General features: G+C 69.1%; 24 protein-coding genes. 10 read left to right on the forward strand and 14 right to left on the reverse strand.

The features are described 5' to 3' along the window. Positions 1-47 precede the first annotated feature (47 nt). Positions 48-380 (reverse strand): hypothetical protein, encoded by a 333-nt coding sequence (locus tag WBG06_RS04730; RefSeq protein WP_336735363.1) that lies wholly within the window; start codon positions 378-380, stop codon positions 48-50. Next, a complete protein-coding gene (locus tag WBG06_RS04735; protein ID WP_336735365.1) occupies positions 377-823 on the reverse strand; it encodes a hypothetical protein in 447 nt (148 codons plus the stop codon). Before WBG06_RS04735 ends, WBG06_RS04730 begins: the two co-directional genes overlap by 4 nt. A gap of 282 nt (positions 824-1,105) precedes the next feature. Between WBG06_RS04735 and WBG06_RS04740 the strand changes: the two genes are divergently transcribed. The 4 genes from WBG06_RS04740 to WBG06_RS04755 all read left to right on the forward strand — a co-directional run bounded on the left by WBG06_RS04740 (position 1,106) and on the right by WBG06_RS04755 (position 4,135). Then, positions 1,106-1,867, forward strand: a complete 762-nt coding sequence (locus WBG06_RS04740) for a hypothetical protein (RefSeq protein ID WP_336735366.1) — start codon at positions 1,106-1,108, stop codon at positions 1,865-1,867. Between the two features lie 71 nt (positions 1,868-1,938). Continuing rightward, positions 1,939-2,595, forward strand: coding sequence for a VOC family protein (locus WBG06_RS04745; RefSeq protein WP_336735367.1), 657 nt, complete (start codon positions 1,939-1,941; stop codon positions 2,593-2,595). Then, positions 2,484-3,305 carry a class I SAM-dependent methyltransferase gene (locus WBG06_RS04750; protein ID WP_336735368.1) on the forward strand — a complete coding sequence of 274 codons (822 nt, stop codon included), beginning with the start codon at positions 2,484-2,486 and terminating at the stop codon, positions 3,303-3,305. The genes WBG06_RS04745 and WBG06_RS04750 overlap by 112 nt, the downstream gene beginning before the upstream one ends. Before the next feature lie 65 nt (positions 3,306-3,370). Continuing rightward, positions 3,371-4,135 carry a M15 family metallopeptidase gene (locus WBG06_RS04755; protein ID WP_336735369.1) on the forward strand — a complete coding sequence of 255 codons (765 nt, stop codon included), beginning with the start codon at positions 3,371-3,373 and terminating at the stop codon, positions 4,133-4,135. A 5-nt stretch (positions 4,136-4,140) separates the two neighbouring features. On the opposite strand, the gene WBG06_RS04760 is transcribed toward WBG06_RS04755, so the two are convergent. Together WBG06_RS04760 and WBG06_RS04765 are read right to left on the reverse strand one after the other, a co-directional pair. Continuing rightward, a complete protein-coding gene (locus WBG06_RS04760) occupies positions 4,141-5,310 on the reverse strand; it encodes an NAD(P)/FAD-dependent oxidoreductase (protein WP_336735370.1) in 1,170 nt (389 codons plus the stop codon). A gap of 28 nt (positions 5,311-5,338) precedes the next feature. Next, a complete protein-coding gene (locus tag WBG06_RS04765; RefSeq protein ID WP_336735371.1) occupies positions 5,339-6,376 on the reverse strand; it encodes a LacI family DNA-binding transcriptional regulator in 1,038 nt (345 codons plus the stop codon). A gap of 123 nt (positions 6,377-6,499) precedes the next feature. Here WBG06_RS04765 and radA point away from each other — a divergent pair, with 123 nt between their 5' ends. Both radA and disA read left to right on the forward strand, forming a co-directional pair. Next, a complete protein-coding gene (gene radA / locus WBG06_RS04770) occupies positions 6,500-7,885 on the forward strand; it encodes a DNA repair protein RadA (RefSeq protein ID WP_336735372.1) in 1,386 nt (461 codons plus the stop codon). Between the two features lie 88 nt (positions 7,886-7,973). Next, the gene (gene disA / locus WBG06_RS04775; protein WP_336735373.1) at positions 7,974-9,056 is read left to right on the forward strand and encodes a DNA integrity scanning diadenylate cyclase DisA; all 1,083 of its coding nucleotides are present in this window, start codon (positions 7,974-7,976) and stop codon (positions 9,054-9,056) included. 145 nt (positions 9,057-9,201) lie between these two features. Here the strand turns inward: disA and WBG06_RS04780 are convergent, their stop codons facing one another. Further along, on the reverse strand, positions 9,202-9,915 hold the full coding sequence (locus WBG06_RS04780) for a hypothetical protein (protein WP_336735374.1): 714 nt from the start codon (positions 9,913-9,915) through the stop codon (positions 9,202-9,204). Positions 9,916-9,995: 80 nt separating this feature from the next. On the opposite strand from WBG06_RS04780, the gene WBG06_RS04785 reads away from it, so the two are divergent. Then, on the forward strand, positions 9,996-10,862 hold the full coding sequence (locus WBG06_RS04785) for an A/G-specific adenine glycosylase (protein WP_336735375.1): 867 nt from the start codon (positions 9,996-9,998) through the stop codon (positions 10,860-10,862). A 117-nt stretch (positions 10,863-10,979) separates the two neighbouring features. On the opposite strand, the gene WBG06_RS04790 is transcribed toward WBG06_RS04785, so the two are convergent. The 8 genes from WBG06_RS04790 to WBG06_RS04825 all read right to left on the reverse strand — a co-directional run bounded on the left by WBG06_RS04790 (position 10,980) and on the right by WBG06_RS04825 (position 19,985). Then, on the reverse strand, positions 10,980-13,556 hold the full coding sequence (locus WBG06_RS04790; protein ID WP_336735376.1) for an ATP-dependent Clp protease ATP-binding subunit: 2,577 nt from the start codon (positions 13,554-13,556) through the stop codon (positions 10,980-10,982). A 226-nt stretch (positions 13,557-13,782) separates the two neighbouring features. Then, entirely contained in the window at positions 13,783-14,106 is a 324-nt protein-coding gene (locus WBG06_RS04795) for a histone-like nucleoid-structuring protein Lsr2 (RefSeq protein ID WP_336735377.1), read from the reverse strand. Positions 14,107-14,227: 121 nt separating this feature from the next. After that, positions 14,228-15,010 (reverse strand): type III pantothenate kinase, encoded by a 783-nt coding sequence (locus WBG06_RS04800; protein WP_336735379.1) that lies wholly within the window; start codon positions 15,008-15,010, stop codon positions 14,228-14,230. Between the two features lie 11 nt (positions 15,011-15,021). Continuing rightward, on the reverse strand, positions 15,022-15,951 hold the full coding sequence (gene nadC, locus WBG06_RS04805; protein ID WP_336735380.1) for a carboxylating nicotinate-nucleotide diphosphorylase: 930 nt from the start codon (positions 15,949-15,951) through the stop codon (positions 15,022-15,024). Further along, positions 15,951-17,606, reverse strand: a complete 1,656-nt coding sequence (locus tag WBG06_RS04810; RefSeq protein WP_336735381.1) for an L-aspartate oxidase — start codon at positions 17,604-17,606, stop codon at positions 15,951-15,953. Before WBG06_RS04810 ends, nadC begins: the two co-directional genes overlap by 1 nt. A 9-nt stretch (positions 17,607-17,615) precedes the next feature. Further along, complete coding sequence (gene panD / locus WBG06_RS04815) at positions 17,616-18,041, reverse strand: aspartate 1-decarboxylase (protein WP_206443655.1); 426 nt, start codon at positions 18,039-18,041, stop codon at positions 17,616-17,618. Between the two features lie 163 nt (positions 18,042-18,204). Next, entirely contained in the window at positions 18,205-19,065 is an 861-nt protein-coding gene (gene panC, locus WBG06_RS04820) for a pantoate--beta-alanine ligase (protein WP_336735383.1), read from the reverse strand. Further along, positions 19,065-19,985 (reverse strand): Rossmann-like and DUF2520 domain-containing protein, encoded by a 921-nt coding sequence (locus tag WBG06_RS04825; protein ID WP_336735384.1) that lies wholly within the window; start codon positions 19,983-19,985, stop codon positions 19,065-19,067. The genes panC and WBG06_RS04825 overlap by 1 nt, the downstream gene beginning before the upstream one ends. A 254-nt stretch (positions 19,986-20,239) precedes the next feature. Between WBG06_RS04825 and WBG06_RS04830 the strand changes: the two genes are divergently transcribed. From WBG06_RS04830 to WBG06_RS04840, 3 genes are read left to right on the forward strand one after another with little or no spacing between them, the layout of a single operon-like run. Further along, positions 20,240-21,655: a bifunctional cytidylyltransferase/SDR family oxidoreductase gene (locus WBG06_RS04830; RefSeq protein WP_336735385.1), complete on the forward strand. Its 1,416-nt coding sequence runs from the start codon at positions 20,240-20,242 to the stop codon at positions 21,653-21,655. A 4-nt stretch (positions 21,656-21,659) separates the two neighbouring features. Beyond that, the gene (locus tag WBG06_RS04835) at positions 21,660-22,784 is read left to right on the forward strand and encodes an acyltransferase family protein (RefSeq protein ID WP_336735386.1); all 1,125 of its coding nucleotides are present in this window, start codon (positions 21,660-21,662) and stop codon (positions 22,782-22,784) included. A gap of 11 nt (positions 22,785-22,795) precedes the next feature. Continuing rightward, entirely contained in the window at positions 22,796-24,349 is a 1,554-nt protein-coding gene (locus WBG06_RS04840) for a class I SAM-dependent methyltransferase (protein WP_336735387.1), read from the forward strand. Here the strand turns inward: WBG06_RS04840 and WBG06_RS04845 are convergent, their stop codons facing one another. Next, positions 24,350-26,287, reverse strand: coding sequence for a glycosyltransferase (locus WBG06_RS04845; protein WP_336735388.1), 1,938 nt, complete (start codon positions 26,285-26,287; stop codon positions 24,350-24,352). Between the last annotated feature and the right edge of the window lie 119 nt (positions 26,288-26,406).

The following is a 26,406-nucleotide window of genomic DNA, read 5'->3' on the forward strand; positions in this document are numbered from 1 at the left end:
GTCGTGGACGATCAGCCAGACGCCGTCGGTTTCATCGGTCGGGATCATCACGGATACGAAGGACGCCCGCGGTTTTCGTCGTCAGACTTAATTGAAGCGACCCGGTCGTTGAGCAGCCGGATCCAAGGATCGTCGTCATCGCCGTGGTACGAGGCGCTCTGCGCGCTTGGGGCTGTCTCGATCAAATGCAGAAGGGTCCAGGCCAAGCCGTGGCAATCGTCTGGCCCGAAGACGGCCACCAATGCGTTGGCTTCCTCATCCGACAACAGCTTCGGCAGCCGTGAGAGCAGAGTCTCTGCTTCGCCGATCTGCTTGTCGCTGCTGTCTTCCGATGGCAGAGAGCCGAACCGAACGAGATCCAGCACTTCTTGTCGGATCATGGGCGTTCCGCCGAGCGTTCGCGCATCAGCCTGAACACGTCACCAGCACTGACCGCGACTTCGAAAGGCCCGAAATGCCGCTGAAACAGCTCCCGCCGGCGAACGTAGTCCGCGAGCAGCTGTTCGACCTTTGCGGCATCGTCGACGCTGAAGCGCCTTTTCGCCGTGGGATCGACGACGTCACCGCTGCCCGCACTGGCGATGACCCCAAAGACTCGACGGATCTCAGGGACGACGTCGACCGGATTGCTGAACGACACCCGCAGACCAATTGAAGGGGCCGGAACGCCGACCTCCGAGTCGATCCAATAACGCCGCCCTCGGAGCACGAGGCGACTTTCTCCTCGCCTCTCCGCGCCGGCGTCTAGCAAAGCGGAGACCTGCTGTTCAGAAGTCCCGTCGGCAGGAATGACGCGGTACACAGCGGACTCGACGCCCATCATGACCCTTTCGCCTCGACGTACGACCGGCGGCTGACTCGACGCTGTCGCCGTTGTAGTAGACCGCATCGAGTCCTGCCTTGTGAAGGATTCACAAGGCAGGACCCTCTGTAGTAGCGGCCCGGCACCCTGGATCCCTGTTCCTCATCCTCACGCCATGGGTCGAGGGCGCCAAGATACGACCGCGTCACTCGCACCTGGGCCGTACGGGACCACGATCTGAGTTCGGCGCGGAGGCCGCCACTCCGACCTGACTGACAACGCTCCGCAACGTAGGCTTGCCCAGTGCCTGAGGTACCCCTGGATTTCCCGCGCGCGTGGGTGGAGTTCGTCAACCCCGACGACCCGGACGAGCGGATGCGCTGCGACCTGACGTGGTTGACGTCGGCCTACTCGTGCATCTTCGGCAACGGCTGCCCGGGGATGTTCAAGAGCTCGCCGGACGTGGGGTGCTGCACCCTCGGGGCGCACTTCGCCGACGGGGAGGACGAGGCGCGGACGGCGGGGTTCGTCGCCGAGCTGACGCCGGAGATCTGGGAGCAGCACCCGGGGCGCAAGGTGGGGACCGACGACTGGGTCGAGCTGGACGAGGACGGCGAGCGGAAGACGCGCGTGACGGAGTTCCGCGGGCAGGAGTCGTGCGTGCTGGCCAACCGGCCGGACTTCCCCGGCGGATCGGGGTGCGCGCTGCACATCCTGGCCGCCCGGGAGGGCCGGGAGCACTTCGAGACGAAGCCGGACGTGTGCTGGCAGCTGCCGATCCGGCGTACGTTCCGGGACGTCGAGCTGACCGACGGGACGACCTACACCGAGGTGACGATCACCGAGTACGACCGGCGCGGCTGGGGTCCGGGCGGGCACGACCTGGACTGGTACTGCTCCGGCAACACCGAGGCCCATGTCGCCGTCGAACCCGTCTATGTCTCCAACGCGCCCGAGCTGACCGAGCTGATGGGCAAGGCGGCGTACGCCGAGCTCGTCCGCCACTGCGAGGCGCACGTCCGGTCGAGGTCCGCGCTGGCCCTCCATCCCGCCAGCCCCCGCTGATTGGTATCTCGATATCAAGAGATAGCGACCCTGGATTGGTCTCCCTCTCAGCGAGAGTTCAGAATCGTTACATGCGCCTGGACCATGTTTCGTACGCTGCAGGACCCGATGGCTTGGCTCAGACCGCCAAGCAGCTCGGTGAGCTGCTCGGCCAGGAGTTCGTCGACGGTGGTGTCCACCCACGCTTCGGCACCCGCAACTTCATCCTCCCGATGCGCGGCGGCCTCTACCTCGAGGTCGTCGAGGCGCTCGAGCACCCGGCCAGCGACAAGGCCCCGTTCGGGCAGGCCGTCAAGGCCCGCTCGGCACTCGGCGGCGGCTGGATCGGCTTCGTGGTCGGCGTCGACGACATGGCCCCGATCGAGGAGCGGCTCGGCCGCAAGGCGGTCCCCGGCAACCGCCACCTCCCCGACGGCCGCGAGCTCCACTGGCAGCAGATCGGCATCAACGGCCTGATCGCCGACCCGCAGCTCCCCTACTTCATCAAGTGGGAGACCCCGGAGCTCCACCCCGGCAACGCCGGCTCCGACATCACCCTCACCGACCTGGAGATCTCCGGGGACCCCGAGCGGGTCAAGGACTACCTCGGCGACGAGCTGAAGGAGCGCGTCGACCCGTGGACCGGCAAGCCCGCCGAGAACGTCCACATCGACTGGGTCGCCGAGCACGGCACCCCCGGCCTGCTGGCCGCCAAGTTCGTGACGCCGCGCGGCGAGGTCCGGATCTGACCAGGCTCGACCTGCCGGGGGCGACGGGAGCGATCCCGTCCCCCAACATCTGGAACCACACCGCGACGTACGAGATCGAGAACCGTGCGCTCGACCCGCACGGCCGGCTCTGGGCCGCGATGGCCGAGACCGGGCCCTGGGACGGGCGCGACGTGCTCGACCTGGGCTGCGGGACTGGGTTCTACCTGCCGAAGTTCGCCGAGACGGCCCACACGGTCACCGGGATCGAACCGCATCCGGATCTGGTGACCCTGGCTCGGCGGCGTACGAAACGGCTCTCGAACGTCACCGTGCACAACGGCCTCGCGCAGCGGCTGCCGCTGCCCCCGGCGTCGGTCGACGTCATGCACGCCCGCTGGGCGTACTTCTTCGGTCCCGGCTCCGAACCGGGGCTCGGTGAGCTCGACCGGGTGATGCGGCGCGGCGGGGTGGCGATGGTGATCGACAACGACGGCTCCCGCTCGACCTTCGGCGCGTGGTTCCGCCGTGGCTACCCGAAGGTCCCGCCGCCGGAGGAGCAGGAGCGGTTCTGGTCGATGCACGGCTGGACACGCGTCCCGGTCGACATGGACTGGTCCTTCACCTCCCGCGCAGACCTGGAGGCAGTCGTACGCATCGAGTTCGATCCGGCCACGGCCGACGCGATCCTGGAGGAACACCAGGGGACGTACGTCGGCTACGCGGTGAATCTCTGGTGGAAGCGTTTCTGAATCACTCACACCGCTGAGGAAAACCCGTAACCATTGAAGCTCCTTCCAAGGAAAGGAGTTTCACCATGCACCACATCCCACGTCTCGGGCGTCGGCTCGGCACGGTCATCGGCACCCTCCTTCTCACGGTCGCGGCCTCCCTCGCCGCGGTCTCCGTCACGGCTGCTCCGGCCCAGGCCGACGCCTGCTACACCTGGAGCGGCACCCTGCAGCAGGGGTCCTCGGGCGGCGCGGTCACCCAGCTGCAGATCCGGGTCGCCGGCTGGGCGGCCTCCGGTACGGTCTTCTCGATCGACGGGTCCTACGGCCCTGCGACGACGACCGCGGTCCGCAACTTCCAGGCCGCCTACGGGCTCAGCGCCGACGGGGTCGCCGGACCGAACACGTTCAACAAGATCTACGCGCTCCAGGACGACGACTGCACGCCGATCCACTTCTCCTGGAGCGAGGTCGACGACGTCTGTTACGGCGGCTGGCCGACGCCGGTCTCCGGGGTCACGATCGCGCAGGTCAAGGCCAACCTGATGCAGGCGATGTGGCGCGCGGAGGCGATCCGGCACCGGCTCGGGGACAACCCGCTACGGGTGACCTCGGCCTACCGCTCGCGGGCGTGCAACACCTCGGTCGGCGGAGCCTCCAACAGCAACCACCTCTACGGCCGGGCGATGGATCTGGTGCCCGGCAGCAGCGCCACGACCATGTGCGGCATCGCGCGTGCTTCGCGCCAGTCGTTCCCGCAGGTCCTCGGGCCGGGCTACCCCGACCACAGCGACCACATCCACCTCGGCATCCAGTCGAGCGTCTACCACAGCGCCTCGCAGTGCTTCTGAGCTGCTCAGGGTGACTCGGTGAGCTGGTCGGGGTCGGCGTCGGTCCCGACCAGCTCGCGGAGCTTGTCGTTGACGTCCCAGATCCCGACGTTCATCCCGGCGGTGACGGTGCGGCCGCGCTGCCAGTAGGCGATGAACTCGTCACCGTCGGTGTCGCCACGGAGGACCACCTCGTCCTCGGGTGCGGAATGGCCGACGTACTCCATCGAGAACTCGAACTGGTCGGTGAAGAAGTAGGGCTGCCAGTCGTAGGCGCCGTCCTTGCCCAGCATCGTCCGCGCCGCCAGCCGGCCCTGCTTGATCGCGTTGTCCCAGTGCTCGACCCGCAGCGGGCCGAGCACGGTGTGGTTCGCGAGCGCGACGTCGCCTGCGGCGAAGACCCTCGGATCAGACGTACGCAGCCTCTCGTCGACCACGATGCCGTCACCGACCTCGAGGCCGGCGTCCGCGGCCAGGGCGGTGGCCGGTGCCGCACCGACGGCGACGAGCACGACGTCGGCGGGGATCTCGCCGGCGCTGGTGCGTACGGAGCCCGGCTCGATCGCCTCGACCGACGTCTCGGTGTGGATCTCGACGCCGTGGCGACGGTGCAGGTCGGCGACGTGCTCGGCGAGCGTCGGGCCGAGGACGGTGAGCAGCGGCTGCGCGGCGGCCTCGAGGACGACCGCAGTGCCGCCCAGCGCGGTCACGGACGCGGCGACCTCCAGGCCGATCCAGCCGCCCCCGACCAGGACGACCCGCGTCCCGGAACGGACCTTCTCCTTGAGACGGCGGGCGTCCTCGACGGTGCGGAGGGTCATCGCGTTCTCGATGCCCGGGATCGGCGGGGTCTTCGGGTCGGCGCCGGTGGCCAGGAGCAGCCGGCCGAAGGCCAGCTTCTTGCCGCTGTCCAGCGCGACGGTCCCCTCGTTCAGGTCCAGGGCGGTGGCGGTGGTGCCGGCCAGGACGGTCACGTCCTTCTCCGCGTACCACGCCTCGTCGTGGGAGACCTTGAACTCCTTGGCACCGGAGAGGAAGTCCTTGGAGAGCTGTGGTCGCTCGTAGGGAAGCTCCGGCTCCCTGCCGACCAGGATCAGGGGACCGTCATAGCCCTCCTCGCGAAGGGTCTCGATGGCGCTGACGGCCGCGAGGCCAGCACCGATGACGACGATGTCTGTGATGTCCGCGCTTCCCATGACGCCATCGTCGCTCGGAACCGGTGAACTAGGAAGACCCTCGCACGGTGAGGACGGGTTTCAGCATCACGCCCGGGGCGGCGTAGGAAGGAGTCGCGAGCAGCTCCTCGAGCGCCTTGACCAGCTCGCGGGCGGCCTCCTCCAGCGGAGGACGTACGGAGGTGATGCCCGGCGGCACCGTCTGCGCGACCTGGGAGTCGTCGAAGCCGACGACCGCGATGTCCTCACCGAGCCGGAGCCGTCGTTCGAAGAGGGAGTGGAGCACGCCCATGGCGAGCGTGTCCGAGGCGCAGACGAGCGCTGTCGGCTCGGTCTCGTCGAGGATCGCGTCGGCGGCGGCCTTGCCCGAGCTGATCGAGTCCTCGGTGCGCGAGGCCAGCCCCGTGGTCGAGAGGCCGTGGGTGTGCATCGCGTGGATCCAGCCGCTGCGCCGCTCCTCGCCCAGCAGCGAGTCCTTGTGCCAGCCGATCCAGGCGATCTTGGAGTGGCCGCGCTCGATCAGGTGCTCGGTGGCGATCTCGGCTCCGTAGGCGAGGTCGACGTCGACCCAGGGATGCTTGGCGTCGGGCTGGGTCCAGGGTCGACCGAAGCTCACGAACCTGGCCCGCCGGGACTGCAGCCAGGTCGTCTGCTGACCACCGAGGTGGGTGTCGGTCACCACGAACGCGTCGACCGCGGTCGACCGGAGCAGCTCGTCGTAGCCGTCGAGGGGGTCGGCGGGGTCGCCGTAGAAGAGGAGCACGTGGTAGCCGGTCTCGGCCGCGGCCTCGACGAAGGTGTGCACGAACCGGTCCATCATCGCGTTGGCGGTGCCCTCCTGGAGGGCGGGCATCCGGAGACCGATCAGGTGGCTCGCTCGCGTGCGGAGGCTGCGCGCGGCGCGGTTGGGCTGGTAGCCGAGCTTGTCGATCGCGTCCTGCACCCGGGCCAGGGTGTCGGCACGCAGCAGGTCGGGGTTGTTGACCGCGTTGGAGACCGTCTGCCGGGACACGCCGGCCAGCTCCGCGACGTCCGCCAGGGTCGGCGGAGCGGCCGAGATATGACCGCCGGAACGCGGCACCGCCACGCTCTGCCTCCCTTGATGCCGATGTGGAACTCTGGATCGTTCCAAGCCATGGTAACGACTGCTGGCCTCCCCGGATGCTATCGGGCCCATTCCTTGTCGGTGCCGTGGTCTAGGTTGCTGGCCATGGCTACCGCTCGCTCGTCCAAACGCGCCACCTACCGCTGCTCGGAGTGCGGCTGGGAGACCGGGAAGTGGGTCGGTCGCTGCGGCGAGTGCCAAGCGTGGGGGTCGGTCGCCGAGGCGGCGGCCCCGGTCGGACGTACGCAGGCCGCTCCGGTCTCCACCGCGGCAGTCCCGATCGGGACGGTGTCGGTGACCGAGTCGGAGCGGCGTACGTCAGGAGTGCCGGAGCTCGACCGGGTCCTCGGTGGCGGGCTGGTGCCGGGCGCGGCGATCCTGCTCGCCGGCGAGCCCGGCGTCGGGAAGTCCACGCTGCTGCTCGAGGTGGCGGCGCAGACGGCCCGCTACGGGCGGCGCGCGCTGTACGTGACGGGCGAGGAGTCCGCCTCGCAGGTGCGCCTGCGGGCGGACCGGACCAACGCGATCCAGGACGAGCTCTATCTCGCCGCCGAGACCGACCTCGGCGCCGTGCTGACCCATATCGAGGAGACCCGGCCCGACCTGATCGTGGTCGACTCGGTGCAGACCATCGGCGCCTCCGGGGTGGAAGGCGTTCCCGGTGGCGTGACCCAGGTGCGCGAGGTCGCGGCGGCGCTGATCCGGGTCGCCAAGACCCGCAACATCACCACCGTGGTGGTCGGCCACGTCACCAAGGACGGCGCGATCGCCGGGCCGCGCGTGCTGGAGCACCTGGTCGACGTGGTCCTCCACTTCGAGGGCGCCCGCGACTCCCGGTTCCGGATGGTGCGGGCCATGAAGAACCGCTTCGGCCCGGTGGACGAGGTGGGCTGCTTCGACCTGTCCTCGGAAGGCATCGTCGCGGTCACCGACCCGTCGGGCCTCTTCGTGGAGACCCATCACGTCTCGGTCCCCGGCACCTGTGTCACCGTGACGATGGAGGGGCGCCGGCCGCTGCTCGCCGAGATCCAGGCGCTGACCGTGCTGGGCGCGGAGGAACGGGCAAAACGCACGACCTCGGGGCTGGACGGATCTCGACTCGCGATGATCCTCGCCGTGCTGCAGCGCCACGCGCGGGTCGGTCTCTCGGGCCGCGACGTGTTCGCCTCCACCGTCGGCGGAGCGCGGATCAGCGACCCCGCCGCCGACCTGGCGATGGCGCTCGCGGTCGCCTCGAGCCACACCGGCACGCCGACGCCGCGCGGGGTGGTGGCGCTCGGCGAGATCGGCCTGGCCGGCGAGCTGCGCCGAGTGCGCGACCTCGACCAGCGGCTCTCCGAGGCGGCACGGCTCGGCTTCACCGTCGCGGTCGTCCCGGCCGACCCGGGAGCCCCGGTGCCCAACCGCCCCAACGAGCGCGATGTCGACGGGATGCGCGTTTTTGAGGTACACAGCATCAGTTCTGCCCTGGAATTCCTCCGCTTGGCGTAGTCATCGTGGTGACTCGTGGCAGATCGTTCTCGGCATTACGGTTGGATCCACGGCTAGAATCACCTCATCCCACTCCGAAAGGACTCTCGTGCCCGCCGACCGCACCGCGGATTCCATCCGACTGCGCGAGACGCTCGCTCTGATCGCGCCCGGAACACCGCTGCGTGACGGGCTCGAGCGCATCCTTCGAGGCCGCACCGGCGCGCTGATCGTGCTCGGCTACGACAAGATGGTCGACGCGATCTCCACCGGCGGCTTCACGCTCGACGTACCGTTCACCTCCACCGGCCTGCGCGAGCTCGCCAAGATGGACGGCGCGATCATCGTCGACGACTCGCTGAGTCGCATCGTGCAGGCTGCCGTCCACCTCATGCCCGACCACACCATCCCCTCGACCGAGACCGGCACCCGCCACCGCACCGCCGACCGGGTCGCGAAGCAGACCGGTCACCCGGTGATCTCGGTGTCCCAGTCGATGCAGATCATCGCTGCGTACGTCGGGGAGACCCGCCACGTCTTGGAGGACTCCGGCCAGATCCTCTCCCGCGCCAACCAGGCGCTGGCGACCCTCGAGCGCTACAAGCTGCGCCTCGACGAGGTGGCCTCCACGCTGTCGGCGCTGGAGATCGAGGACCTGGTGACCGTGCGCGACGTCGCCGTGGTCGCTCAGCGTCTCGAGATGGTCACCCGCATCGCCCGCGAGATCGAGGACTACGTGCTCGAGCTCGGCACCGACGGCCGGCTGCTGTCCCTCCAGCTGGAGGAGCTCATCACCGGCGTCGACGCGGAGCGCGAGATGGTCATCCGTGACTACCTTCCGCGCGGCCGCCGTGCGCGGTCGCCCGAAGAGCTGCTGGCCGAGCTCGAGGCGCTCAACTCGGCCGAGCTCGTCGACCCCGCCGCCACCGCCCGGGTCCTGGGCCTGACCACCTCCGACGCGCTCGACGGCGCCGTCGCCCCGCGCGGCTACCGCCTCCTCGCGAAGGTCCCGCGTCTCCCACCCGCCGTCGTCGACCGCCTCGTCGACCACTTCGGCACCCTGCAGAAGCTCCTCTCCGCCAGCGTCGACGACCTGCAGGCCGTCGAGGGCGTCGGCGAACTCCGCGCCCGTTCCGTACGCGAAGGCCTCTCCCGCCTCGCCGAGTCCACCATTCTCGAGCGCTACGTCTGACCCTCCCTGCCGAGGCGTCACCCCCGCCGGCCGAAGCGTCACCCCCGTCGGCCGAGTTGGCAGCCAGAGCCCACTCGATCGACCTAGCTGACGTCTCGGCCGACCTAACCGACGCCTCGGCCGACCTGCCTGACGGCTCGGCGCGTCAGCCGGTTGGCGAGTCGGGCTCCGTACGCGACAGGGCGGTGCCCGGCTTGTAGAGGCCGAAGGTGGACGAGGACGGCTCGCCACCGAGGGCGGAAGCGACGATCACGAAGAAGTTGGGCTTCACCCACGGGCCGTGACCGGTGCACTCGCCGGCGACGACGCGGCGGCCGGACCAGGTCAGGGGCAGCGTGGTGACGACGTCACGGCGTACGACGATCTCCCGGGTCGGGACCGCCTTGCGGCAGTCGACCGTCGACCAGACCAGGTCGCCGCCCTTCTGCGAGATCCGCACCTGGAGCGCGTCCGCGGACAGCTTCCAGGTGCACGCAGACGCCTTCACGGTGCGCAGCTGGAGCGGGATGGTGACGTTGTCCTCGGCGTAGCCGTCGGCGACGGCGGGCTCGACGACGATGTCGGAGGGCGAGCACTCTCCGGTCGGTTCCGGTGGCGCGCTGCTCTTCTGCTTCTTGGGCTGGGCGCCCGCGTTGCCCGCCTTCTTCGACGGTTCCGCACTCGGGGTCGGCGTGACCGTCACGGTCGCGGTGGGCTGGTCGGCGACAGGGGTCGCGGTCTCGCCCGTCCCGTCGGAACCGTTGAGGAAGAAACGCGAGATACCGACGATGAGGAGCAGAACGATCGAGAGCACCGCCAGCCGTCGGCGCCAGTAGACCGAGGCCGGCAGACGTCCTCCAGTCCTTCTCGCGCGGGCCATAGGCGACACCGTAGTGACCCCGTGCCCAGGTTTCGGGGTGCCACTCCGTGGCAATACCTGTCGCACGGCACAATCTGGGTGTGACCGAACTCCACGACGCCGTTCTGGACTGGTACGACGCCAACGCCCGCGACCTCCCGTGGCGCACCGTGACCGCGACGCCGTGGTCGGTGATGGTCAGCGAGTTCATGCTCCAGCAGACCCCGGTCTCCCGCGTGCTCCCGGTCCACGCGGCCTGGCTGGAGCGCTGGCCGACCCCGGCCGATCTGGCCGCGGAGCCGACCGGCGAGGCCGTACGCGCCTGGGGCCGCCTCGGCTACCCCCGCAGAGCGCTGCGGCTGCACGCTGCCGCGACCGCGATCGTCGAACATCACGGCGGCGAGGTGCCCGACTCCTACGACGAGCTGATCGCACTCCCCGGCGTCGGCGACTACACGGCCGCGGCGATCGCGACCTTCGCCTACGGCAAGCGTCACGTCGTCCTCGACACCAACGTTCGCCGCGTCTTCGCCAGGACGCTCAGCGGAGTCGAGTTCCCCGCACAGTCGGTCAACAAGGCCGAGCGCGAGCTCGCTGCCGGCGTACTCCCCCAGGACGAGCCCACCGCTGCCACCTGGTCGGTCGCAGTCATGGAGCTCGGGGCGCTCGTCTGCACGGCAGCGAACCCGTCCTGCACCCGTTGCCCCGTCGCGGACCTGTGCGCCTGGCGCGCCGCCGGCCACCCCGCGTACGACGGGCCGCCGCGCAAGGTCCAGACCTGGGCCGGCACCGACCGCCAGTGCCGCGGCCGCCTCCTGGCCGTCCTCCGCGACGCCGACTCGCCCGTCCACCGCAGCCGTCTGGATGCGGTCTGGTCCGACGAGACCCAACGCAAACGAGCCCTGGAAAGCCTCCTGCAAGATGCCCTGGTGGTGAAAGTGTCCGCCGACACGTACGCGCTCCCCTAACCGCCGAGAAGTCAGTTATCGACCGCGAAAGGTCAATTTCTGAAAAGATCCGGGAAAACGACGACGCCGAGCGGCCAGATTTCTGACCGCTCGGCGTCGATAAGTGACTACTCGGCGTTATTCGCCTTCGGGCTTGTCCTTGCTCACCGGCTCATCCTGGTCGGGGAGCTCGATATCGGACACGGTCGCACCCTCCAGCGGCGGTACGTCCGGGACCACGGAGCGCTTCTGGCCGGTGAAGGTGAACGTCGCCGCAGGACCCTCGCCCTCGACGTCGACCAGCACGATCTCGCCGGGGCCGATGTCGCCGTAGAGCATCTTCTCGGCGAGCACGTCCTCGAGCTCGCGCTGCACCGTGCGGCGCAGCGGGCGAGCGCCCAGGACCGGGTCGAAACCACGCTCGGCGAGGACCTTCTTCGCGGCGGTGGTGAGCTCGATGCCCATGTCGCGGTCCTTGAGCCGGATCTCGACGGCGGCGATCATGTTGTCGACCATCGCGATGATCTGCTCCTGCGACAGCGGCGGGAACACGATGACCTCGTCGACACGGTTGAGGAACTCAGGACGGAAGTGCTGCTTGAGCTCGTCGGAGACCTTGGACTTCATCTTCTCGTAGGAGCCCGCGGCGTCGTTGGCCTGGGAGAAGCCCAGGTTGACCGACTTCGCGATGTCCCTCGTGCCGAGGTTGGTGGTCATGATGATGACGGTGTTCTTGAAGTCGACCACGCGGCCCTGGGAGTCGGTCAGGCGACCTTCCTCCAGGATCTGCAGCAGCGAGTTGAAGATGTCCGGGTGGGCCTTCTCGACCTCGTCGAAGAGCACCACGGAGAACGGCTTGCGGCGCACCTTCTCGGTGAGCTGGCCGCCCTCCTCGTAGCCGACGTAGCCCGGAGGCGAACCGAAGAGCCGCGAGACGGTGTGCTTCTCGCCGAACTCCGACATGTCGAGCTGGATCAGCGCGTCCTCGTCCCCGAAGAGGAACTCGGCGAGCGTCTTGGACAGCCAGGTCTTACCGACACCGGACGGGCCGGCGAAGATGAACGAACCGCCGGGGCGCTTCGGGTCCTTCAGACCGGCACGCGTGCGCCGGATGGCACGCGAGAGCGCCTTGACCGCCTCGTCCTGACCGATGACGCGCTTGTGGAGCTCGTCCTCCATGCGCAGCAGGCGCTGGGACTCCTCCTCGTTGACCTGCACCATCGGGATGCCGGTCGCCACGGCCAGAACCTCGGCGATCAGCTCCTCGTCGACCTCGGCGACCTCGTCCATGTCGCCGGCACGCCAGGCCTTCTCACGCTCGGCCTTCTTCGCGATGAGCTGCTTCTCCTCGTCGCGCAGACGGGCAGCCGCCTCGAAGTCCTGGCCGTCGATCGCGGCCTCCTTGCGCTGGCGCACGTCGGCGATCTTGTCGTCGTATTCCCGCAGGTCGGCCGGGGCCGTCATCCGGCGGATGCGCAGGCGCGAGCCGGCCTCGTCGATCAGGTCGATCGCCTTGTCGGGCAGGAACCGGTCGGAGATGTAGCGGTCGGCCAGGGTCACCGCGGAGACCAGCGCCTCGTCGGTGATGGTCACCCGGTGGTGGGCCTCGTAGCGGTCACGGATGCCCTTGAGCATCTCGATCGCGACCGCGATCGACGGCTCCGGCACCTGGATCGGCTGGAAGCGGCGCTCGAGAGCGGCGTCCTTCTCCAGGTATTTCCGGTATTCGTCCAGCGTGGTCGCACCGATGGTCTGCAGCTCACCACGCGCCAGCATCGGCTTCAGGATCGAGGCCGCGTCGATGGCGCCCTCGGCCGCACCGGCGCCGACGAGGGTGTGGATCTCGTCGATGAACAGCACGATGTCGCCGCGGGTCTTGATCTCCTTGAGCACCTTCTTGAGGCGCTCCTCGAAGTCACCGCGGTAGCGCGAGCCGGCGACGAGCGCACCCAGGTCGAGCGTGTAGATCTGCTTGTCCTTGAGCGTCTCCGGGACGGTGCCCTTGACGATGTCCTGGGCCAGGCCCTCGACGATCGACGTCTTGCCGACGCCGGGCTCGCCGATGAGGACCGGGTTGTTCTTCGTACGCCGCGAGAGCACCTGCATGACGCGCTCGATCTGACCCTCGCGACCGATGATCGGGTCGAGCTTGCCCTCACGCGCGTCCTGGGTCAGGTTGCGGCCGAACTGGTCGAGCACGAGGCTGGAGGAAGGAGCCTCGGTCGAGGTCGTGCCGGCCGTCGCGGTGGCACCCGAGGTGGCCTGGCCCTCCTTGCCCTGGAAGCCCGAGAGCAGCTGGATGACCTGCTGGCGGACCCGGTTGAGGTCGGCGCCGAGCTTCTGCAGCACCTGGGCGGCGACGCCCTCGCCCTCACGGATCAGACCGAGCAGGATGTGCTCGGTGCCGATGTAGGAGTGGCCGAGCTGCAGCGCCTCGCGCAGCGACAGCTCGAGCACCTTCTTGGCACGCGGCGTGAACGGGATGTGGCCGGACGGCGCCTGCTGACCCTGGCCGATGATCTCCTCGACCTGGTTGCGCACCGCCTCGAGCGAGATGTCGAGGGACTCCAGGGCCTTGGCCGCGACGCCCTCGCCCTCGTGGATCAGGCCGAGCAGGATGTGCTCGGTCCCGATGTAGTTGTGGGAGAGCATGCGGGCCTCTTCCTGGGCCAGCACGACCACCCGGCGGGCTCGGTCAGTGAACCGCTCGAACATGTACGCATCTCTCCTAAGAATTCTGGGGCGTCACCAAGATTCAACCCCTCAGACAGCCTACGCGTTCCCGACAACACAGCGCGATCCGTGCGCTGAGAGCGAACAAGCGTGCCGTACGCCGGACGGGTGCCGACCTCCGGCCGACCTGGAGCCGACCACACGCAAAGCCGGCTGTCACGCCCGTGCGGGCGCGACAGCCGGTCGTTCGGTGCGACGAGACGGTCGGTCAGTGTGCCGCTTCGAAAGCCGCTCGCACATCGGCCGGAATGCGGCCGCGGTCGGGGACGGAGTAACCGTTGGCCTTGCCCCACTCGCGCATGACCTTCGGGGTCGCCCCACCGGAGGCCGCCGCCTTCTTGGCGCCGGCGCGCCGGCCGCTCACCTTCTGCGCGTGTCCGATGAAGAGGGCGAGAGAATCACGAAGCTTTGCCGCATTGGCATCGCTGAGATCAATCTCGTAGGACGTGCCGTCCAGGGCGAAAGACACCGTCTCAGCGGCTTCCGAGCCGTCGATGTCATCCTCGAGGATGATCTGAACCTTCTTTGCCATGTTCCTACCTTCACTGCTCTTCACCCGGAAACGGGCCGAATATAGGCCCCGCGTTTAAGCGAGATGCGCATAGCATTACATATCAACTGATGGAATCAACAGGGCGGCATACCGAAATGCGCTAACGAACCACATTGCGTCGGAATATGAGTTCCAGCCCTTGCATCGTCAGCCACGGAGAATGAGCGGAGAAACATTTGCTCTCGTCCAGAACGAACTCGGCCAGATAGCCGGTCGCAATCACCGTCACGTCGTCGGCAGAAGCACCCAGCTCGGCGATGATCCGGGCGACCATACCCTCGACCTGCGCCGCGACCCCGAAGACCATCCCGGACTGCAACGCCTCGACGGTGTTCTTGGCGATCACCGACCGCGGACGCGCGAGCTCGACCTTGCGCAGCTGCGCACCGCGCCGCCCCAGCGCTTCCAAGGACAGCTCGATCCCGGGCAGGATCGCGCCACCGACGTATTGCCCCTCCGCGTTGACCACGTCGAAGGTCGTCGCCGTCCCGCGGAAGTCCACCACGATCACCGGGCCGCCATGGATGGCCACGGCCGCGACCGCGTTGGCGATCCGGTCGGTGCCGACCTCGCGCGGGTTGTCCATGAGGATCGGGATGCCGGAGCGTACGCCGGGCTCGACCACCACGCTCTCGACCGAGCCCAGGTGGCGGGCGATCATCTCGCGCCACTCGTGCAGGACCGAGGGCACGGTCGCGCAGACCACGACCCCGGAGATCCCCGCCACCAGCGAGTCGCCCACGGTCCCCCGCAGCAGCGCCCACCACTCGTCCGCGGTGCGGTGCTCGAGGGTGGACACCCGCCAGTCCGCGGACACGACGCCGTCGGCGATCAGCCCGAGGACCGTGTGGCTGTTGCCGATGTTGACAGCGAGCAGGGGCATGGCGGGCCGCCTCAGCCCTCGGACAGGTCGAAGCCGATGTCGAAGACCTTCACCGAGTGGGTCAGCGCACCGACGGAGAGATAGTCGACGCCCGTCTCGGCGACCTCGCGAGCACGGTCCAGCGTCAGCCCGCCGGAGGCCTCGAGCACCGCGCGCCCGGCGGTGATCTCGACGGCCTCCTTCATCATCGCGGTCGACATGTTGTCGAGCATGATCCGGCCGCACCCGGCGTCGAGAAGGGCCGACAGCTCCTCGAGCGTGGTCACCTCGACCTCGACCGGAACGTCCGGGTAGGCGAACCTCACGGCCTCGTAGGCCTGCACCGCGCCACCGGCGGCGACGATGTGGTTGTCCTTGACCAGCGCCATGTCGCAGAGCGACATCCGGTGGTTGGCACCGCCCCCGCAACGCACCGCGTACTTCTCCAGCGCCCGGAAGCCCGGCAGCGTCTTGCGGGTGTCGAGGACCTGCGCGCCGGTGCCCTCCAGGGCCTCGGTCCACGCTGCGACCCCGGTGGCGACGCCGGAGAGGTGGGAGGCGTAGTTGAGAGCCGTACGCTCCGCCGTGAGCAGCCCACGGGTCGGCCCCGCGATCCGCATGATGACGTCGCCGGCCTTCACCTTGGAGCCGTCCTTGACCCGGTCGGTCACCGTGACCGTGTCACCCATGACGTACGCGAAGACGAGCTCGGCCACGCCGAGGCCGGCCACCACGCCGTCCTCCCGGGCGGCGAAGACGCCGATCCCGGCCGAGTCGGGGGCGATCGTCGCCACCGAGGTGACGTCCTCGCTGGGCATCTCGCCGGGGGCCGCCGAGGGCAGGTCCTCGTCGAGAGCGAGCTCGACGGCGTCGTAGACCTCGCCGGCGTCGAGGCCGGCCGTGGTCAGCTCCTCGCGCAGCGACTGCGGGATCTCGTCGAAGGGCACGCGTCGGATGGTCATCAGGCTCCTGCCATGGTTGATGGATCGGTCGCCGGCGCCGGCGTGAACGTGGCGACAGTCTCGCCGTCCCGGAGCCGTACGTCGAAGTGGCCGGCGAACCCGGCGTCGTCGCGCTCGGCGAAGTCCTCGCGCCAGTGGGAGCCGCGGGTCTCCTCGCGCAGCAGCGCGGACGTCGCCAGCGCGAGCGAGACGGTCAGCAGGTTGGTCGTCTCCCAGGCGGCCGGGTCGATCTCGGTCGCCGGTGTGCCACCGAGCTGTTCGAGATCGTCGATCGCCTCAGCGAGGCCGGTCGCGTTGCGGAGGACTCCCACCTTGGTGGTCATCGTCTCCTGCAGCTGCTTGAGCGCGGTGCCGGGGACGAGCGCGCGCCCGGTGCCCGGACCCGGGGCGGGGTCCTCCAGCTGCCGCAGCTCGCCGGGCAGGACCTCGGCGATCCGGCGCGAGAAGACCAGTCCCTCGAGCAACGAGTTGGAGGCGAGCCGGTTGGCCCCGTGGACACCGCTGCAGGCGACCTCACCGGTGGCGTAGAGCCCGGGCACGTCCGACCGGCCCCACAGGTCGGTGCGTACGCCGCCGGAGGCGTAGTGGCACGCCGGAGCGACGGGAATCAGATCGACAGAAGGGTCCACGCCGTGCTGCTCGCAGGAGGCGAGGATGTTGGGGAACCGCTTCTCCCAGAACTCACGACCCAGATGACGGGCGTCGAGCCACATGTTGGGGCGGCCCGTCTCGAGCATCCGCTTCATGATCGCCTTGGAGACGATGTCGCGCGGCGCCAGGTCCTCGAGCTCGTGGACACCTTTCATGAGTCGGTCGCCGTCCCAGTCCACCAGGAAGGCGCCCTCGCCGCGTACGGCCTCGGAGATCAGCGGCTGCTGGCCACGGGAGTCCTCACCCAGATACATCACGGTCGGGTGGAACTGCACGAACTCCAGGTCGCGCAGCGTCGCCCCGGCCCGTAGCGCGATCGCCATCCCGTCGGCCGTCGCGACCGCGGGGTTGGTCGTCTGCGAGAAGACCTGGCCGAGGCCGCCGGAGGCGAGCACGACGGCCCGGGTGCGTACGATCCCGACGCCGTCGGGGTCGCCCTCGCCCATCACGTGGATGGTCAGGCCGGCGACGCCGCCGTCGGCGGCGGTCAGCAGGTCGACGACCATGGCGTGCTCGAAGACCAGGATCTCGGGAGCGCGGCGGACCGCCTCCATCAGCGCACGCTGGATCTCGGCGCCGGTCGCGTCGCCGTCGGCGTGCGCGATCCGGTCGCGGCGGTGGCCGCCCTCCCGAGTGAGCGACAGGTTGCCCTCGGGGTCCTTGTCGAAGTCGGCGCCCCACTCGATGAGCTCGCGGACCGCTTCGGCGCCCTCACCGACCAGGACGCGTACGGCCTCCAGGTCACAGGCCCCGGCGCCAGCCACGAGCGTGTCGACCTCGTGCTGCTCAGGGGTGTCGCCCTCGCCGAGCGCGGCGGCGATGCCGCCCTGCGCCCACTGCGTCGAGCCGGCCTGGAGCACGTCCTTGGTGACGACGGCGACCCGCTCGACCTGATCCTTCAGCCGCAGTGCCGCGGTCAGCCCGGCGATCCCCGAGCCCACCACGATCACGTCCGCCCACTCGGTCCAGCCCGGATCGCGGGCGGAGAGCAGCTCGATGTTCATGCCCGCACGCTACTGCGTGAGAACGAGCGGTCCGCGCATCTGGTCGGTCCCTGGAACCGGCTCGCTCCGGTCGGAGCCGAGCGCGACGATGTGGTTGGCCTCGTCGACGTGCACGACGTGCGGCTCGAAGGCGCGGGCCTCCTCGGTGGTCATCTGTGCGTACGCGATGAGGATGACGAGGTCGCCGGGGTGGACCAGATGGGCGGCGGCGCCGTTGATCCCGAGGACGCCCGAGCCCCGTTCGCCCGCGATCGTGTAGGTCTCCAGGCGGGCACCGTTGGTGATGTCGACGATGGAGACCAGCTCGCCCGGGAGGATGTCCGCGGCGTCGAGAAGGTCGGCGTCGACGGTCACCGAGCCGACGTAGTGGAGGTCTGCCTGGGTGACCGTGGCGCGGTGGATCTTGCCGGTCATCATGGTGCGCAGACGGGTCATCGGGATGCTCCGATCGTAGGGTGTGGCGTTGAACAAGTTGGGCCGTTCAGCGTCGTCAGGGCGCGTGCGGGGCAAGGCGGAGGAGGGAGCCGTGGCGGAGCCACGGCGACTGACGACAACGCCGCCCAGTGCGTGCCCTGGCGGCGCTGGCGGTCCAAGGTTTTCATCGCCCCACCCGCAGGCTCATGTTGTCGATGAGTCGGGTGGTGCCGACGCGGGCGGCGATGAGGATCCGGGCCTCGGTGCCCGGTGCCGGGTCGGTGGGCAGCGCTGCCAGCGCGGGGTCGGTGACCACGAGGTAGTCGAGGTCGACCCCCTTGGCGCGGCGGAGCTCGGCGCGCGCAGCCTGGAGCGCGGTCTCGACACCGCCCGCGGCCTCGCGCTGCGCGGCGTAGAGGGCCCGCGACAGCGTCGTCGCCTCCTCCCGCTGCTCAGGGGTCAGATAGCGGTTGCGCGACGAGAGCGCCAGGCCGTCGGCCTCGCGCTGCGTCGGCGCACCGACGACGTCGACGCCGAGGCACAGGTCAGCGGACATCCGGCGGATCAGCGTCAGCTGCTGGTAGTCCTTCTCGCCGAAGACGGCGACATCGGGCTCGACCAGCCCGAACAGTTTCGCGACGACGGTGAGCACCCCGGCGAAGTGGCCAGGCCGGGTCTTGCCCTCGAGCACCTCGGCGAGCTCGCCGGGGGCGACGGTCACCTGCGGCAGCCCGCCGGGGTAGACCTCGTCGACCGACGGCGCGAAGACCACGTCGACCCCCTCGCGCTCGCAGACCTCGAGGTCCGCCTCGAGCGTGCGCGGGTAGCGGTCGAGGTCCTCGCCCGCACCGAACTGCAGCGGGTTGACGAAGATCGACACGACGACCGGACCGCCGCCGACCCGCTCACGGGCGACCCGCATCAGCGACGCGTGCCCCTCGTGGAGCGCGCCCATCGTCGGCACGAAGCCGACGACGGCGCCGTCGCGACGGGCAGGGTCCAGGAGCTTCGCGAGCTCCTCACGAGTGGAGGCGAGAACGGTCATCACTGGTTCCAGAGGTGGGCGGGACGCGGCAGCGGCTGTACGGCGGCGCGGTCGGCCTCGTCGAGGAGGTTCTTGATCTTGAGCGCCCGGATGGGCAGCAGCCGGCCGTCGGAGACGGCCCGGTCGAGCGTGGCTCGCGCCATCGAGACGTACGAGGCCAGGGTCTGCGGCGCGTTGGTGCGGATGTCGTCGAGGTGGGCCGCCACCGTGCCGGCGTCGCCGCGGACGATCGGGCCGGTCAGCGCCGCGTCGCCGTGGTCCAGGGCGTTGTCGAGGGCGGCGGTCAACAGCGGGCGCAGGGTCCCGGCAGGGTCGGTCGCCCCCGCCGCGGCGAGGATCTCCATCGCCTCGGTGACCAGGGTGACCAGGTGGTTCGCGCCGTGGGCGAGCCCGGCGTGGTAGAGCGTCCGCATCTCCTCGGGCACCCACATCGGCGTGCCGCCGAGATCACCCACCAGCGCCTCGGCGAAGGCACGGTCGGCGGGCGTGGCCGCCGTCAGCCCGAAGACGCAGCCGGCGAGCCGGGCGAGGTCGACGGAGGTGCCGGAGAAGGTCATCGCCGGATGCACGGCCATGGTGTGCGCGCCGACGGCGGCGGCAGGCGCGAGGATCGCCAGGCCGTGGCGGCCGGAGGTGTGGGCGACGTACATCCCGGGGCGGATCGCACCGGCGTCGGTCATCGTCTGGACGACGTTGCCGAGCATGTCGTCGGGGACGGTGAGGAGAAGGAGGTCGCACGCGCGAGCAACGGCGGTCGGCTTCTCGACCGGGACGCCCGGGAGAAGGTCGGCGATGCGGCCGCGAGAGGCGTCCGACTCACCCGCGACCGCGACGATCGAATGTCCCGCGGAGCGCAGTGCTGCTGCCAGGACGGCCCCGACGCGACCCGCGCCGACGACGCCCACCCTGAGTGGGTTCATGGTGTAGACCTTTCGTTCCAGTCCCTCCGACCACTCCCCCCTGGTGAGCGGAGCCGGGATGGGTACCAGACGTTGTGCCTGCGTGCTCAGCCACCGTGACCGAGCCACCACAACGGTACGCCGCAGCTCATGCTTCTGAAACATCCCGTTACCGTGACTGCCATCACACCGAGCGGCCCCCGGCATTGGAGTCAACAGCGCGGGGCGTGGAAGAATCCTCCCCTCCGCGTCATCTATCAAAGGGTTCGAGTTCAGTGCTTCGTAACGTTGCCGTGCTGCTTGCCGGCGGTGTGGGCTCCCGGGTGGGCCTCGACATCCCGAAGCAGCTCATCAAGATCGCCGGGATGCCGATCATGGAGCACACCCTCGGTGTGCTCGACCGCCACCCGCAGATCGACGAGATCATCATCTTGATGGCCCCCGGGCACCTCGATGCCGTGCACGCGATGACGCGCGACGGCCGCTACCCGAAGGTCTCCAAGATCCTCGAGGGCGCCGAGACCCGCAACGAGACGACCAAGCGCGCCCTGGCCGCCCTCCCCGAGGGCGAGGACTGCAACGTACTCCTCCACGACGCCGTGCGTCCGCTGCTCAGCGAGGACGTGATCACCGACTGCTTCAAGGCGCTGGTCACCTACCAGGCCGTCGACGTGGCGATCCCCTCTGCGGACACGATCATCGAGCTCAACGACGACAACACCATCGCGCAGATCCCGGACCGTTCGCGGCTGCGCCGCGGCCAGACGCCGCAGGCCTTCCTCGCCTCGACCCTGAAGCGCGCCTACGAGATCGCCGACCAGGACCCCGAGTTCCGGGCGACCGACGACTGCAGCGTGGTGCTCAAATACCTCCCCGACACCAAGATCTGGGTGGTCGACGGCCACGAGCAGAACATGAAGGTCACCGAGCCGATCGACGTCTACATCGCCGACAAGCTCTTCCAGCTCACCGCTCACCAGCAGTTCCCGCAGAAGGCGGAGGCCGACTACCGCGCCGCCCTCGAGGGCAAGAACATGGTCGTCTTCGGCGGCAGCTACGGCATCGGCGCCGACATCGCGGCGCTGGCCGAGTCCTACGGCGCCAACGTCGCCTCCTACAGCCGCTCGGCCACCGGCACCGACGTCTCCAAGCGAGCCGACATCGTCGCCGCGGCGGCCGACGCCGGCAAGCGCTTCGGCTCGATCGACTTCGTGGTCAACACCGCGGGCGTGCTCCCGCGCGGTGAGCTGGCCACCGTCTCGGAGGAGACGATCTACAGCGCGACCGAGATCAACTACATCGCGCCGGTCCTGATCGCCCAGGAGTTCTTCCCCTACCTCGCTCGGGCGAAGGGGTCGCTGCTCTTCTTCACCTCGAGCTCCTACACCCGCGGTCGCCGCGGCTACGCGCTCTACTCCTCGGCGAAGGCGGCCACCGTCAACCTGACCCAGGCGCTCGCCGACGAGTGGGCCGACCAGGGCGTACGCGTCAACGCGATCAACCCCGAGCGCACCGGCACCCCGATGCGCACCAAGGCGTTCGGCCAGGAGCCGTCCCACACGCTGCTGGAGTCGAAGGCCGTCGCGCGGGCGTCGCTGGACACCCTGATCGCGTCGAGCACCGGCCACGTCATCGACCTGCGCCGCATCGACCCGATCCAGGAGGCCCTGGACGCCGCCACGGGGAACTGACCCGATGACGAGCGCCCCGACCGTCTCGGCGGACACCGCCCCCGCGCCCGCCCCCGCCCCCACGAAGGCCGTACGCCGCTCCCGGCTCGGCGCGCTCGACGCGCTCCGGTTCATCGCGGCCGCCGTCGTCGTCGGCTACCACCTGACCGGCATCGGGATCGACTACTGGGGCCTCGAGCCCCGAGAGGTCTTCCCGAGCCTCAACCACGTCACCCGCTACGGCTATCTCGGCGTGGAGCTCTTCTTCATCATCAGCGGCTTCGTGATCCTGATGACGGCGTGGGGACGCGACCTGCCCGGTTTCGTCGCCTCCCGGCTCGCCCGCCTCTTCCCGGCCTACTGGGTCGCGGTGGCGATCACGCTGGTCCTCCAGGCCTACTGGAAGGGCGGCCGCGACCAGGGATTCGTCGGCGGCCTGATCAACCTGACCATGACCCAGGACGCCTGGGACGTGCTCAGCGCCCAGGGCGCCTTCTGGACGCTCTGGATCGAGCTCAAGTTCTACCTGCTGATCGGCGTCTTCCTGCTCGTCGGGATCACCAAGCAGCGGGTGATCGCGGTCGCGTTCCTGTGGCCGCTGCTGGCTCAGATCGCCCGGGCGACCGACTCCGGGATGCTCAACTCGCTCCTGTTCGCCGAGTACGCCCCGTTCTTCGCGATGGGCATGGCGCTGTTCCTCGTCTACCGGTTCGGCAACTCGTTCATCGCCTGGCTCGCGGTGGCCTACAACGTCATCCTGGGCGTCCGCCAGGCGACGGAGTACGCCGACCGGGCGACCGAGCTCGTCGGCGCCACCGTCTCGCCGGTGGTCACCGGGTGGGCGATCGTGGCGTTCGCGGCGCTCGTCTGGCTCGTCTCCGCCGGCCCGCTGGGCCGCGTGGAGGCACGCTTCCTGACGACTCTCGGGGCCCTGACGTACCCGCTCTACCTGATCCACGCGCAGTTCGCGTTCTGGGTGATCGACACCTTCCACGGCCGCTACGACGAGTACGTCGTCCTGGCAGCCGCGGTCGCCACCGCACTGGTTCTGGCCATCGCTCTGCACTACCTGGTCGAGCGCCGACTCCACGATCCAGTTCGTGATGCCGTCTTGCGTGGTTTGCGAGAGAGTCCTCGTTCCGGGCGCTAATGTTTCCGCCCATGCGGACCATTGTCCGGAAGGATCGCACCAAGGCGGTTCGGCCCCGGCACATCAACCCATCCCGAGTGCGCCTCCGTCAGGAGATGGCACGCTTCGCCAAAGGCACCAAGCGCGGCATGCGTGTCCTCGACGCCGGCGCCGGCAAGTCGCCCTACCGGAAGCTGTTCAAGCACGCCCACTACGAGGCCGCCGACTTCGCCCAGCTGAGCTCGCAGTACGCACCTCTCGACTACGTCTGCGACATCACCGACATCCCGGTCGACGACGGACACTTCGACCGGGTGATCTGCAACCAGGTCCTCGAGCACGTGCCCGAGCCGGAGAAGGCGATCCACGAGCTGCACCGCGTGCTCAAGCCGGGCGGCCGGATCTTCCTCTCCGCGCCGCTCTTCTTCGCCGAGCACCAGAAGCCCTACGACTTCTTCCGCTACACCCAGTTCTCGTTGCAGAAGATGTTCGAGGAGGCCGGGTTCGAGATCGCCCGGATGAACTGGCTCGAGGGCTACTTCGGGACGGTCGCCTACAACTACCAGATGATGGCGAAGAACCTCCCCGAGAACGTCGGTGAGCTCCGCGGACGAGGTCTGCGCTGGAAGCTCGCCTACATCGCCCCGATCGTGCTCCTCAACCGGAAGGTCGCGGTCCGGCTCAGCCGGTTCTACTCCCGGCTGGAGGTCACCGGCGACCGGTTCGAGCGCGGCATGCCCAAGAACTATGTCGTGGTCGCGCGCAAGCCCACCTCACCGACGACGACCACGCCGAAGCAGCCGGCGTCCGAGACGAAGACCGCCAAGACCCGCGCCGAGCTCGAGGCCGAGGTCGCGCGGCTCCGGTCGGAGACCATCCGCACCCGGGAGTCCGTACGCGACCCGCTGGTCGATCTCGCGCTCCCCACCGAGGTCCGCACCGTCGTGGACGATGTTCGCTCCGAGCACCTCACCTACCTCAAGCCCGAGAACCTCGAGGTGCTCGCCCGCCAGGTGATGGACGCCGATCTGCAGGACCGGCCGGGCCTGATCATCGAGACCGGCGCGGCGCTGGGCGGCTCCGCGATCGTGATGGCCGCAGCGAAGGACCCGAAGCGGCCGATGAAGGTCTACGACGTCTTCGGGATGATCCCCGAGCCGTCGGAGCGCGACGGCGAGGACGTCCACAAGCGCTACGAGAAGATCGTCAGCGGCACGTCGAAGGGGATCGGCGGGGAGACCTACTACGGCTACCGCGACAACCTCTACGACGAGGTGACCGACTCCTTCACCCGACACGGGATCAAGCTGGCCGAGCACAACGTCGAGCTGGTGCAGGGCCTGTTCCAGGACACCCTCGAGATCGACGAGCCGGTGGCGTTCGCCCACCTGGACGGTGACTGGTACGAGTCGACGATGACCTGCTTGGAGCGGATCGTCCCGCACCTGGTCGTGGGCGGTCGGATCGTCCTCGACGACTACTTCCACTACAGCGGGTGCCGCGACGCGGTCGACGAATACTTCCAGGACCGGCCCGGGTTCAGGCTCGAACGACGTACGAAGCTGCACGTCGTCCGCACGGACTGATCAGCGCCGCTGCAGGTGCAGGGTGTCGTTCGGACCGAACGACACCTCGAAGTTCGGGCGTACGTGCCGTGGCCGGCCGAGCTTGGTCTGCCAGTTCCAGTTGTGGACGGTGAACCGGAGCCGCAGGTCCAGGTTGCGCGACTCCTCGGAGAACTCCGAGAAGACCTCCGCCAGGTCGAACCGGGAGGCGAGCCGGAAGACACCGCGACCCTCGGGCGAGACCTCGAGGGGCAGCGACGCGACCTCACCGGTCTCGTTGCAGACGGCGTCGAGGGTGACGATGCGGTCCTCCATCACGCCCTTGGGCCACTCGCCCGTCACGGTGAGCGTGGCGTCGAAGCGGAGCGTACGAGAGTCCCGGAAGGCGGCCGAGCTCGACTGAGTGCGACCGAGACGGCTCGCCGGACCGGGCAGGCGGTTCGCGACGCCCTCGGGCATCGGACGCGCCCAGCCGAGGGCGTGCACGTCGAGCCGAGCATGTGCCTTCTCGATCCGGCCCGGGCGCTGGGCGACCGCGCCCTCGAAGGCGACCCGCCAGTCCTCGAGGAAGGCGCGCCAGGTGTGCTTGTCCGCCTTCTCCAGCGCCTTGCGGGACATCTCGGCCACCATCTCGGGGGCGTCGATCATCCGGATGCAGCGATCAGCGACCGCGTCGATGTCCTCGGCCTCGACGATGAAGCCGTCGACACCGTCGCTGATCTGCTCGCGCGGACCGTAGTTGATGTCGTAGCTGATCACCGGGCAGCCGAAGGAGAGCGACTCGAGGGTCGCGAGCGGGTAGCCCTCGTTGACGCTGGTCATGATGAAGCCGGTGGCGTGCAGCAGCGCTTCCTTGGCCCGCGGGTCATGGCCCATGAGCTGGACGTTCTTGCCGACGTCGAGGGTCTCGATCAGGTCCGCCAGCGGCTTGTAGAGCTTGCCGTCGCCGTAGATCTGGAACTTGGCCTGAGGCCGCTTCTCGATCACCTTCGCGAATGCCCTGATCGCGTGCTCGAGGCGCTTCTGCGGCTCGAGCCGGGCGACCGTCACGAACGTCGCCGGCTCGCGCTCGGGCATCGTCTCGGGCAGCTCCGGCAGCTCGACCGGGTTGGGCACCACGAACCGGTGCGAGGTCGAGCCGTAGCGCATCGCGATGTGCTCGGACTGACGATGGGTGAGGTTCACCAGGGCGTCGTACTCGTGGATGTTGTCCAGCAGCGGCGCGTACTTGCCCGAGAGCTGGGAGTTCCAGCGCCGCTCCCTCACCACATGGTTGTTGTGCATGAGGTGGAGGAAGTAGAAGCGGTCGTCCTGACGGGGCATGACGTCACGCAGCGTGAACCGGGAGTCGGTCACGACGAAGACCCGCTCGGCATCGCCGGCGAGGATCTCGAGCCAGTGCCACAGCCAGCCGCCCACGGTCTCCCACGACCGGATCGGGCGACCCTCGGCATCGGTGAGGATGTAGGGCACCCGGGACGCGGCCGGCGCACCCGGGCCCGGCGCCCGCAGGTAGATCGAGCCGTCGGCGCGACGGTAGTCGCGCGCCAGGTCCTTCCCGGACTGCGAGTGGGCGGTGTAGTAGACGGTGCCGTCGGGGTGGAGGACGTCCTGGGTGGTCGTGCCGGGGACCTCGCCCAGCCCACCACCGAGCGCAGCGACGGTCTCGTCCGGCGCGTCGGTCGGCGTGTTCTGGCGATACCACTCGTAGAGGTTGAGGAGCTGCATGCCGTCGACCAGCTGCCCGGACTCGCGCAGGACCTCGCGCACCTCGTCGTAGACCGGCTTCGACTCGGTGGTCAGCAACGTGGTCGGGATCCCGGTGTTCTGGGTGATCAGCCGGTTGCGCATGATCATCGCCCGGGTCTGCCCACCGAACTTGGTCGCGATCTCGTTGCACATCGTGAGGTAGCGGCCGTCGGGGAGCGCGACCTGCTCGTGGGGGGTGGCGATCGACATGCGCAGGAGATTAGTCGGCGTCTTTGGGGATCACCGATTCTTCGGGCAGGATGACTCGTCTGGATCACCAGGGGGAACGTGTGAACGGGCCGCGAACGACGCGGTTCCGCCGCACGACC

This window comes from Nocardioides sp. CCNWLW239 (assembly GCF_037137035.1).
GTDB lineage: Bacteria > Actinomycetota > Actinomycetes > Propionibacteriales > Nocardioidaceae > Nocardioides.